The organism is Kitasatospora gansuensis, from assembly GCF_014203705.1.
Lineage (GTDB): Bacteria > Actinomycetota > Actinomycetes > Streptomycetales > Streptomycetaceae > Kitasatospora > Kitasatospora gansuensis.
On record NZ_JACHJR010000001.1, the window covers coordinates 788796 to 800778 of the forward strand.

General features: G+C 71.8%; 5 protein-coding genes. 1 reads left to right on the forward strand and 4 read right to left on the reverse strand.

Going from position 1 to position 11983, the window contains the following annotated elements; translation table 11 throughout:
- Positions 1-202: 202 nt before the first annotated feature.
- The 4 genes from F4556_RS03665 to F4556_RS03680 form a co-directional block, all read right to left on the reverse strand.
- The gene (locus F4556_RS03665; RefSeq protein WP_184911562.1) at positions 203-1306 is read right to left on the reverse strand and encodes a terpene synthase family protein; all 1104 of its coding nucleotides are present in this window, start codon (positions 1304-1306) and stop codon (positions 203-205) included.
- Between the two features lie 302 nt (positions 1307-1608).
- Positions 1609-3357, reverse strand: a complete 1749-nt coding sequence (locus F4556_RS03670; protein ID WP_184911563.1) for a glycosyl hydrolase family 18 protein — start codon at positions 3355-3357, stop codon at positions 1609-1611.
- A gap of 362 nt (positions 3358-3719) precedes the next feature.
- Positions 3720-9455: a DUF5979 domain-containing protein gene (locus tag F4556_RS39345; protein ID WP_184911565.1), complete on the reverse strand. Its 5736-nt coding sequence runs from the start codon at positions 9453-9455 to the stop codon at positions 3720-3722.
- A 109-nt stretch (positions 9456-9564) separates the two neighbouring features.
- Positions 9565-10308: a class I SAM-dependent methyltransferase gene (locus F4556_RS03680; RefSeq protein ID WP_184911567.1), complete on the reverse strand. Its 744-nt coding sequence runs from the start codon at positions 10306-10308 to the stop codon at positions 9565-9567.
- Positions 10309-10487: 179 nt separating this feature from the next.
- Between F4556_RS03680 and F4556_RS03685 the strand changes: the two genes are divergently transcribed.
- Positions 10488-11969: an SDR family NAD(P)-dependent oxidoreductase gene (locus tag F4556_RS03685; RefSeq protein WP_184911569.1), complete on the forward strand. Its 1482-nt coding sequence runs from the start codon at positions 10488-10490 to the stop codon at positions 11967-11969.
- Positions 11970-11983: the final 14 nt, after the last annotated feature.

The window sequence follows — 11983 nt, forward strand, 5'->3', positions numbered from 1 at the left end:
AGTGGGCGCCGCACTCGGGGCGCGCTTTCGAGACTGCGGGACGGAACGGGACCGGGCAAGCACCGGCAGCGGCATGACGCACGCCACATTTGACAGCAACTCGCGCTGGCAGCAGCCGAACTGACGGTCCGTCGGCAGTGGTGACGGCCCCACGGTGAAGAAGGTCACGTCCGCCGACGGTCCCCACTCCTGGTGCCGAAGGTCACTTGCCGGAGCCGCTGTCGGTCGGTGTTCCGTGGTAGCGGCCGCTGCTGCGGTGCCACTCGCGGTTGCCGGCCAGCCAGGCCTCAAGCCCGGTCAGGAACAGCCCCAGCTGCGGCGTCGCGAACCTCGTCAGGTCACGGCACTGGGCGTCGAACCCGGCCATCAGCTCGTTGTGCAGGTTCACTCCCCGTACATGCGCCTCCTCGAACGAGCAGCCCTCCTCCGCGGCGATCGCCTCGCGTACCCCGAACTGGAAGACCCCCGCGCCGGACTCCTTGCGCGCCGAGTGCAGGTCGTTGACCAGGACCGTGATCAGCCCGGCCAGCTTCACCGCGCGGCGCACCGGCGGGTGGGAGTAGAGGTCGTGGGAGAGTTCGTAGCCGTCGACGATGTCGATGAGGGTGGTGCACGGGGTGAAGCTGTTGGCCTGGCGCGATCCGAGGTACTCCCAGACCGGCGCGACCTCCTTGCGCATGTGCCAGTTGGACTCCTGGGCCATCGCGACGAACAGCGCCAGGTCCTCGTGCCGGACCCGGGCGACCTGCTGGGGTGTCGCGTACCGCGCGGTGTGGTCGATGTAGTCGCGCAGCGCGACCAGGACCGGGTCGGCCTTCATCGCCTGCTCGGTGTGCCGGTCGTAACGGTCCGTCAGGAACGGCCGGTCCACCGCCGACATGGCCACGGACAGCCGCCGGGCGACCTGGTCGAGGGTGGCGCCGGCCCGGACGTCGTCCACGTAGTAGTCGTCGAGCGCGAACAGCGCCGCCATCGACTTGCCGGCCAGGAACAGCCGGTCGCGGTCGTCGGTGTTCGGGTGCGTCAGCATGGCGTACCGGCCGAAGTCGCACTGCTCCAGGTAGTCGAGGTGGCCTTCGTACAGGCCGATCCGCTCGGCCCAGGCCAGCAGCATCGCGTTGATCTCCCGGCCCAGCGGCTCGTCGACGCGGAACGGGGCGCAGCCGTCCAGCCCGTCGCCGTCGCGCGTCACCGCTCGGCGCGGGCCGACCAGCCGCGCGGCGGCGGTCCCGAGACCCGACGGCCCCGGCAGGCCCGTCCCCCGCCACCAGCCGGCCCGCACGTCGCCCCGCAGGTCCACGCCCATCAGCTGCCCCCTCGAAAAATAGTTCGCCGCGGCGACACGGTCAGCCGGCGGGCCGCCCGGCTTCGGCAAGTCCGGACAGCAAGACCGTACGGATACACACCACTTCGTACTCGTCACCCTCCGGCAAACCCCCCGTACGAGCGGAACCGAAGCTCTCCGGCACGACCCGCGCGCCCACGGGCGCAGTCCGGCGGCATCGGCCGAGGGCCGCACCTGACGCAGCGTGGGCCCGGCCGTCGGCGCGGTGCCGACGGTCGGGCCCAGCTGTGGTCACCGGCGGACGAGACCCGCCGGAGGGCCGGTCAGGCGATCGAGAAGTCGTCGCCGTAGACGCTGCCCTGGCCGTACCAGCCGTGCAGGTAGACGGTGACGGTGCCCGAGGCGCCGGTGGTGAACGGGACGGTGAGCTTGGTCCACGTGGTGGCGTTCGGCGTCCAGGTGCTGGCCGTCGCACCGCCGCTCACGCCGACGTAGGCGTAGCTGCCCTGGACCCAGGCGGTCAGCGTGTAGCTGGTGTTGGGCGCCAGCGTGACGCTCTGCCCGCACTGGCCGGTCTGCGAGCCGGTCACCGCCGCCTGCAGCGACTTGGTGCCGCTGTGCGCCGGGGTGGAGACCACCGCGCCGCCGGGCTGGCAGGTCCACGGGGCCGGACTGCCGGTCTCCAGGCCGCCGTTGACCAGGCCGGTCGGGTTGCCGGTGCCGGTCACCGTCAGGGTGTAGGTGGCGGTGTGACTGCCGGAGGCGCCGGTGGCCTTGACCGTCAGCGGGTAGCTGCCTGGCACGGTCGCCGCCGTGGTCGAGACCGACAGCGTCGCCCCCGAACCCGCCGTCACCGTACCGGGGTTGACCGAAGCCGTGACACCGGCCGGAGCACCGGTGACGGTCAGCGCCAGGCTCTGCGCCGCACCCGAAGTGACGGCGGTCGAGATGGCGGCCGTGGCGGAGGAGCCCGCGACCACCGAACCGGCGGTCGGCGCGGCGGTCACCGAGAAGTCGTTGGCCGGGGTGGTGGTCCCGCTGGTGTAAGGCGCGAAGATCCGGGAGAAGTCCCAGGTGCCCTGGCTGATGCCGGAGCAGTTGTCGGAGCCCTTCGTGCCGACGCAGCCGCCGTTGTCGCGTTGGAGCGCCCAGAACGAGAGCGTGTTGACGCCCTTGGAGAGCGCCCAGTTGTAGACCGTGGTGGCGTTCGCCAGAGTGAAGGTCTCGGCCGGACCGAAGTCGTCGATGCCGATCATCTCGATGATGCCGATCGAGCCCCACAGCTGCGCCGGGGTCCGGCTCGGGTAGAGCTGCGCCAGCTGGTTGTACAGGCCGGTGGTGGCAGTCTGGGTGTCGGTCGCCATGTTGTGCGCGGCGTTGTCGTAGTAGTCGAACGTCATCTGGTTGACGACGTCGATCCGCGCGTTGTTGGCGATCGCGTTCCGCAGTACGGCGAGCCCGTTGTCGGCCAGCCCCTGGGTGGTGGTCGGCAGGGTGTAGGAGAACTGGATCGACCGGCCGTTGGCCGCCGCCCAGTCCTGCACCAGCTTGATCGCCTTGTTCCGGCGGTCGATGCCGCCGCTGTTGGTCAGCGAGTTGTCCTCGATGTCCAGGTCGATCCGGCTGATCTCGTACGTCGTGATGACCTTCTCGAAGGCCGCCGCGATCTGGTTCACGTCGGTGCAGCTGTCGGCGAGTTCGGTGCCGGTGTTGTCCGCCGTGTAGCCGCCGAAGGACGGGATGACGTCCCCGCCGTTGGCCCGGATGGTGGCGATGTCGGCGCCGAATATCGACGAGGAGACCGGCATCGCGGTGTCGCCGTTCCAGAGCGGCGTGCAGGAGCCCTTGGTGGCGGTCTGCAGGAAGGCCATGGTGAGGTTCTTGGCGCCGGACTGGGCGGCCAGCGCGGCCGGGCTCTCGCCGGTCCAGGCTTCGAAGTACGGGGCGAAGATCCGGGTCGGCAGCGGGGTCGCGGCCTGGGCGGCGGCGGTGCCCGCCGTCAGCAGGCCGGCCGAGGCGGCCACGGTGGCAAAGGCGGCCACCACGGCCCGGACAGATCTACGGAGGCGCATGGGTTCTCCAACGGGCGTGTCGGTGTTGGTGGTTGGTGACACTTGAGCAGCCCGGCCGAAGCCGTGGCGAAGTGCCCGCGCCAGAGTGGTACCGGGGCGGGAACGGCGGTGCAGGGGGCACGGTCGCCGTACGGGACGGGGGTGGTCGGGAGTTGGGCAGGGCAAGCCCCGCCGGCCGGATTCACACCCCCACAGCGCATCCCGGTCGGATGGACAACGCTTATCGTTGGACTAGACCACCTGTCTGTCAAGAGTCCTAATAGTTCGTCACCAAAGCCTTTACCGGCGCTTGCCCTGCCCACTACCTTCGGGCAGCGAACGGCCGACGGACCGTCAGAAACGGTCCGTCGGCCGCGTCCTGCTCAGCGTCGGCGGCTCACCACCCGGGCCCCGAGGCCGAGCAGCAGCAGAGCGAGCGAGCCGAGGGCCCAGCGCCGGGGGTCACTGCCGGTCACCGGCAGTGGCGGCACGGGCGGCACCGGCGGCTGCGGCGGCTTGCCGAAGGTATTGGTGACGGTGATCCGGTCCTCGGCGCTGCCGCCGAGCAGCAGGGCGTGGGCCGGGTCCCCGTGGTCGACGGTGACGGATTCGGCGCCCGCGCCGTCGGGTTCGGCCAGCCAGCACGCGGCGCCGGCCGGCAGCGGCTCGGGCAGGTCGTCCACCGTCCTGGCCTGACCGGGCCGGAGCCGGTACGGCCGACGGTCCACCAGCACGATCGGGTCGGCCCCGGGGCCGGTGACCAGTCGGCAGCTGAGCTCGACCGCGAACTCCCGGTCCGCGACCAGCCCGGCACCGGGCCCGGCGGCCTGCTTGAGCAGGACCAGCGAGGCCGGACGGTACTCGTTGACCGCCGTGACGGTGAGGTCGACGGCTTCGGCGGTGACCTCGGCGGCGTGCTGCTCGTCCGGGTGCGAGACCGTCACCGAGCTTGCCCCGCTGGCCAGTTCACCGGCCCAGCAGCGGGTGCCGGTGAGCAGCAGCTCGGGCAGCACGACGGTGCGTCCGGACTGGACGGTCACGGTGCGGTTAAGCGTGTCCTTGCCATCCCGGCGGCAGATCACGTGGAGCTGGAAGGCGGCGTCCCGCAGGTACCCGGTCTCGGCCAGCGGACCGGTCAGCTTCTTGGCCAGGGTGATCCGCCCGGCGTGGAAGGTGTTGACCAGTTCGGCGGTGGCCAGGTCGGTCGTCCCCTCCTTGATCACCACGCTGCGGACCGGTTCGGCCGGCACGTCGGCGCCGCCGTTCGCGGTCTCGGTGACCGTGCAGAGCGCGCCCACCGGCAGGCCGTCCAGCTGCCCGGACAGCCGGTCGGGACCGGTGAGTTCGAGCTCCCGGGTGACCACGGCGGTCCGCCCGTTGAAGTCGCAGGAGACCGCGAACCTGAACGGCCCGTGCGCCAGTGCGGCGCCCGCGCCGGTGACCTTCTTGCCGACGACCAGGGAGCCGACCGCGAACTCGTTGGTGATGATGACGGTGGCCGTCCCGCCGCTCGGCGCGGGGCTCAACTGCACGGCCGCGCCGACCGGGACCTCCGGGTCGACCCGGTCGGACCGGGTGAGTTCGTAGCGGACCCGGGTGGCCCCGCCGGTACCGGTCTCGTCGACATCGCACCGGCTGCCCTGCGGCAGCCCGCTGACGGCCTGGGAGCCGTCGCCGGTGAAGATCAGCTCCTGCGGGAAGCCGGGCAGCCTGGTCCCGTTGAAGCCGCAGTCCACGGTCACCTTGAACGGCCCCTGACCGACCGTCACCGCCGCCTCGCCGGTGACCCGCTTGGCGACCAGCAGGTCCTTGCGCGGGTACTGGTTGCCGATCTCCTCCTGCTGCCAGACGGTGGCGTCGGCGGCCCGGGTGACGGTGACCACGACGGCGTTGGCCTCGCCCTGGTGGTCGCTCTGCGCGCCGGCCGAGTCGGTCTCCCAGAACCGGCAGACCGCACCGACCGGGACACCGCCCAGCTCGAACGGCTTGTCCGGGCTGAACTTCACGCTGCCGGCCCGGACTTCGACGTTCTCCCCAGCAGCGGTGGTGAGCAGGCAGGAGTACGCCAGACCGAACGGCCCGATGGCGACCCCGGCCGGCGGGTCGAGCACTCGCTTCAGGAGCCGGACGTTGCCGAAGACCAGCCCGATCCCGGCCTTCGGCGGCTCGGTCACCGGCAGCACGGTGGTGGTCCCGCCCACCTTGACGGTCTCGGTGTGGGCGAAGGAGTTCCAGGCGACCGAGGGGAAGCCGGGCACGGTCAGGTCGGCGGGAGCCCGGAACGGCACCGTGAAGGTGACCGCGGCCCCCGGCGCCAGCCCGGACGGGAACGCGACGTCGGTCTCGAAGGCGGTGGCCCGGTTGGTGTCGGTACCCCAGGAGGCGTCCTTGCAGGCGCGCTTGGGGGTACCGACCTTCCGCCCGCACGGGTTTCCGGTGCGGGTGTACGTGAGGTCGGCCGAGCCCGGGCCGGTGAACACCACCGGCCCCGCCAGAGTCGGGACGCTGTCCCACTCGGTGCCCCGGGGCTCGTCGCCGAGCAGGACGCCGGTGTCCTTGGGCGCCGGGAAGACGTCCAGCAGTTGCAGCGAACGGGCCGGTTCGGTACCGGTGTTCTCGACCCGGATCAGAAAGGAGAAGTTCTGGCCGGGCCGGGTCAGCGCCACGCACGGGTAGCGGGTGAACACCGTTCCGCTGACGGTGAGTTCGGGGCAGCGCGGGTCGCCGGCCGGGACCGGGGCACCGGTGTTGGCGTCCTGGTAGCCGAGCGAACGGTCCCCGGTGACCCACTTGGCGGCGTCGAAGGAGACACCGGAGCGCGAGGTGACCTGGGCCGAGGAGGTGCAGAAGGTGCCGGTGCCGTAGCGCGGGTCGTCCACCACGGTCCCCAGCCGGGGCGAGCTCGGGTCGCAGTTCACCTTGGGCACGGTGTCCGAGCCCGCGCCGAAGACGTTGGTGATGGTGGTCCCGGCCGCCACACCGCCGTTCAGCTTGACCTGGTAGCCGACGGTGACCTTGCTGTTGGGGAAGAGTGTCCAACCGGGGAACCGCCAGACCAGTTTGACGATCCGTCCGTCCGCGTCCCGGACCGGTTCGAAGGTCACCTTGGCCGGCTGGGACGCGCCCGGCCGCTGGACGTACCGCAGGGTGTACGGAAGCCCGTTGTCGCCCTGGAAGGTGTCGTCGAAGCGCAGCCCGGCCGGGATCTCGTCGACCACCACCGGGTCCGGCACGGGTGCGGTACCGGTGTTCTCGACGTGCAGGTTGAACGGCGCGACCGAGCCCGGGCTGAGCACCGTACTGGCCGGCTCCTTCTCCACCCGGATCCGGTTGGTGCCCTCCTGCACGGCCAGCGAGGCCGTGCTGTCCGGGATCGGGAAGGTTCCGCCCGGCGGCTGCAGGGTGCTCTCCCCGGCCGCGCTCGCGGTGTTCGCCAGCACGTCCGGGATCGGGGTCCCCGGGGCGGAGCGCAGCCCGCTGCGCGGCTTGACCACCAGACAGACGCTGCTGCCCGGGCAGTCGCCCCAGGTCGGCGGTGCGGTGGCGGGCAGGATGCCGTACCCGCCGGCCGAGTTGGTGAAGGTGACCCGGACGCCCTGGATGTCGGCCGGGTCCACCCCGGCCGGGAAGCCGGGCTTGGTGTCGCCGGTCGGGGTGCCGTTGACGAAGACCGGTGGGTTGGCCCGGCAGCCGGTGGTGCAGACGTCCACCTGCACCCGGTCGGCGCCGTTGGGGAAGGTGATCCCGGCGAGTGCGGTCACCGTGACCGCGTCGAAGAAGTCCGGGTCCGTGTCGGTGACGATCAGTCGCTTCAGGCCGACGTTCCCGCTGTTGAGGGTGGTCAGCCGGAGCGTGACGTCCTGCGGGGTGATGCCGGTGACCGGGCGCAGCACGGTGCCGGGGGCCAGCGTCTTCTGCAGCGAGGCGGCGGCCTTGGCCGGCTTCACCTCGACGGCGGGCGAGCAGCTCGGGCTGCCCGTGGCCGCCCCGTTGACGGTGACGGCGGCGCAGTTGGTCAGCGTGCCGGAGGTGACGCCGGGCCGGAGCCGGACGGTGACGGTGGCCCGCATGAAGCCGCCCGGCGGGATGCCGTCCGGCTCGGTCAGCCGCACGCCCTTCGCCCGGGCGAGCAGGGCGCTGTCCGGCGGCACGTACGCCACCCACGCCTTGACGCTCGGGTCGTAGAGCTCCAGGCCGAGGTGCAGGGTGCGCGGGTTGCCGTCGGTGGAGACCGCGACGATCTCCAGCTGGTCGAACGGGTTGCCGGCGGCGAGTGGATCGGCCGGGTCGGTGACCCGGACGTTCGGCTGGGTGACGTTGCCGGTGTTGCTGTAGCCGAGGCTGAAGGTGAGGTCCTGGCCGGGCGGGATCTCGGTCCAGGACGAGGACTTGAAGCCGTTGCCCTCCGGGTTGCGCTCCTGCACCTTGAGCGCGGCACAGTCGGTCACGGCGGCCGAACCCGAGCCGTTCGACGGGTTGGCGGCGGAGGCGTCCGCGCAGTCCAGCACGCCGTCGGTGGCGTCCTGGGCGGTGACCTTGTCGTTGAGGGTGCCGTGCACCGAGAGCCTGCCGACCGCTCCGGGCTGGATGCTGCCGGCGCCGCCCTGCTCACCCCGGTAGGTGACCGAGATCCGCTTCGGCGGACTGCCGGCCGGGCAGCCGGTGGCCGAAAGGGTCTGCGAGGCGGGCGGGTTGACGAGGTTCACCGGGGCCGGGGTGGAGCCGTCCCGGCAGGTGACGGTGAGTTGGGCGGTGGTGGCACCGGGCGGGAAGTCGACCTTCAGCTTGTCGGCGTCGAACTTGTCGAACTCGGTGGCGGCCGAGTCGGACGGTTCGGTGACGGTCAGCGAGGAGACCGGGAACGGCGAGCTGTTCTTCGCGTTCAACTGCGCGGTGGCGCCGGACTTCTCGCCCCGGACCACGGTCCCGTTCTGGGTGAAGTCCCCCCGGTTGTCCGGGAAGAACAGCTTGTCCAGGTCGACGGTGGCGAGGTTGGGCAGGATGTCGTGGTCGGTGCAGGCGGGGATGCCGACGATGGTGTACTTGCTGGCCGCGTCCTTGACCGCCGAGTCGGCGCAGTTGCGCACCGTCTTGCGGGTGGCCGGGCTGATCTGGGCCCCGCTGGTGCGCTCGGTGCGGCGCAGCTTCACCTGCATCGGCACGGTGCCGCCGACGGGGTCGTACGGCAGGGTGCTGCCGGTGGAGTTGGTGAACTCGAAGCGTACGCCGGTGACCTGACCGGCCGTCACCCCGGCGGGCAGCGTGAGGCCGGGGCCGGCGGTCGCGGTGCCGCGCACCCACTCGCTCTCCGCGCACTTGCTGCCGGGCGGCTTGGTGCACACCAGCACGGTGACCCGGTCCGCCCCTTCGGGCATCCGGGAGACCGGGCCGAGCGAGACCAGGTCGAAGTTCTCGTACAGGGCGGCGGTCTCGTCCTGCACGTCCAGCCTGCTCACGCCGTCGACGGTGGCCGAGGTGTTGGCGGCGCCGAGGGTGATGGTGGAGACGCCGTCGCTCTGCGCCACGTCCGAGCCCGGCTGCCAGCTCTTGGTGGCCTTGGCGTCCAGCAGCTTCGGGACGGTGACGGTCTGGGTGACGGTGCCGATCACCTGACTGGCGTTGTCGGCGCCGGCCGTCGCGGTGTTGGTGACCGAGTCGCCGTCCTCCAGCGGCCCGGTGGCGGGGACCCGCATGCCGATCGAGACGTCCGCCGTGGTCCCGGCGGGCAGGCCGACCGATCCGGCCGGGTTGGGCGGGGAGGCCAGCGGGCTGCGGAACTCGATCCGCAGCTTGCGGGTGGCCGGGTCGTAGGTCACCAGCTGGGTCGGCGTGGACGGCGGCAGCGAGGTCATCTCGAACTCGGGCGGCAGCACGTCCTCGATGTGGGCGTTCACGCAGGAGACGCTGAGCGAGGAGCAGGACAGGGTCAGCTTGTACGAGAAGGCCGACCCGGGCACCAGGGGGTTCGGTGCCCCCTCCACCGCCTTGCCCAGCGACATCACCGGCCCGGCGGCCACCGCGGGCGGCACCCCGAGCAGGGTGGCCGCCAGGCTCAGGACGGCCGCGACCGCCACCGCCCACGGCAGCCGACGACGTCCCGTACCGGTGAGAGACCCCACGACCGCTCCGTTGTTCGACCGACCCGACACTCAGTCACACTAAGTGGAGATACGATCACTCTCGGCCAGGCGCCGCCGAATGCCGCTCCGACGGAGCAGTGACAGCCCGTCAGCGCACCGCGGCCACCAGGGAGTCGCTGACGGAGCGCCAGGCGACCCCGGCCTCGCGGAACCCGGCGTCGAGCAGGCGGGCGGTGTGCCAGTCGGCCGGGTGCACCGCGCCGTCCTTGTGGTCGCGGTAGACGGCCGAGCGGGCGGCCACCGGCTCGGCGAGCAGCGGGTCGGCGGCCGCGGCAGCCCACCAGCCCTGCCAGTCCTGGACGCCCTCGGCCAGCTCACGCTCGCGGCGGCGCTGCTGGAACGCCTCGTCGGCGGCGCGCAGCAGCGGGATGTCGGTCTCGGGGGTGTGGTCGGCGTTCAGGAACAGGCCGCCGGGGCGGACCAGCCCGGCCAGGTCGCCGTACAGCCGGAGCAGGTCGGGGGTGTCCAGCCAGTGCAGGGCGGTGGCGGTCAGCACGGCGTCGTACGGGCCCTCGGGCAGCGCGGCCGCCCACTGCGGGTCGCGCAGGTCGGCGGTGACCAGCGTGATCCTGCTCTCCTCGGCGAAGTGGCCGTGCGCGATGGTCAGCAGCGCCGGGTCCAGGTCCACCCCGACACTGACCGCCGCGGGGAGCCGGGTGAACAGCCGCTCGCTGATGCTGCCGGTGCCGCAGGCCAGGTCCAGCACCCGGGGCGCGGGCCCTGCGACCGCCTCGACCAGGTCGAGCATCGCCCGGAACCGCTCCTCGCGGTCGGGCATGTACCACTCCTGCTGGCGGTCCCAGCTGCGCTGCCAGGCGTTCCAGTCGTTCATGTCCGCTCCCTCGGTAATGACTGCACTGGCTCTTCGTCCGTTACTCAGCTTAGGGAGCGTCGGGTAACCGGCGCAAGCACCTTCAGGCCATTACTTTTCGGCCGAGGTTTGGCCGCCCGCTCCGCACTCCGTAGAGTTCGACCGTTAACCAGGTAGGTCGGCAAGGAAGCAGTGCGGTAATGGCGGGCGAGACCCAAGGCACCGAAGAGCAGATCGAGTACGGCCCGGGCATCGATCCCGAGCGGCTGGAGCTCTGCCTCAGCGTGCTCGCCGAACTGGACGAGCTGGACGTCGACCACCCGGACGCGATCACCGTCCGGCAGGCCGTCGGCGGGGTGTTCCGCACCCTCAAGCAGCGCCGCCGCCAGGAGACCCGGGCCCGGAAGACCGCGCACGACCGCGCCGTGACGGCCGCCACCGCGACCGGCGCGCCGGGCCGGATCGACGACGAGACGGCCGGGGCCTTCGGCCTCACCACCGTCACCACGACCGAGATCGCCGGAATACTCGAGCGCCCGCGCTCCTGCTACACCTGCAAGCAGCGCTACAGCGAGGTGGACGCGTTCTACCACCAGCTCTGCCCGTCCTGCGCGAAGACCAACCGGGCCCGCCGGGACGCCCACGCCGACCTGACGGGCCGTCGGGCACTGCTCACCGGCGGCCGGGCCAAGATCGGGATGTACATCGCGCTGCGGCTGCTCCGGGACGGCGCGCACACCACGATCACCACCCGGTTCCCCAACGACGCGATCCGCCGCTTCAAGGCGATGCCGGACAGCGCCGACTGGCTGCACCGGCTGAAGATCGTCGGCATCGACCTGCGCGACCCTGCCCAGGTGGTCGCGCTCGCCGACGAGGTGGCCGCCGACGGGCCGCTGGACATCCTGATCAACAACGCCGCGCAGACCGTACGCCGCTCCCCCGCCGCCTACCGCGAGCTGGTGCTGGCCGAGAACGCCCCGCTGCCCGCCGGTGAGCTGCCCAGCTCCACCGTGATCGGCAGCTTCGGCAGCGGCAGCGTGGACCGCCCCGCGCTGCCCGGCCAGGGTGGCCACCGCGAGCTGATCAGCGCCGAGGACGTCACCGCGCTGGCCCTGGTCAGCGGCTCCGCCTCGGTCGAGCGGATCGCGGCCGGCACCGCGATCGACGCGGGCGGCCTGGTGCCCGACCTGCACGACTCCAACAGCTGGGTGCAGACCGTCAGCGAGGTCGACCCGATCGAGCTGCTGGAAGTCCAGCTCTGCAACTCCACCGCCCCGTTCATCCTGGTCAGCAAGCTCCGCCCGGCGATGGCGGCGGCCAAGGCGCGGCGCAAGTACGTGGTGAACGTCTCCGCCATGGAGGGCCAGTTCAGCCGCGGCTACAAGGGCGCGGGCCACCCGCACACCAACATGGCCAAGGCCGCGCTCAACATGCTGACCCGCACCAGCGCCAAGGAGATGCTGGAGACCGACGGCATCCTGATGACCGCCGTGGACACCGGCTGGATCACCGACGAGCGCCCGCACCCGGACAAGATGCGACTGGCCGAGGAGGGCTTCCACGCCCCGCTCGACCTGGTCGACGGCGCGGCCCGGGTCTACGACCCGATCGTCCGCGGCGAGCTGGGCGAGGACCTGTACGGCTGCTTCCTCAAGGACTACGCCCCCTCCCCCTGGTAGGAGTTGACGCATCG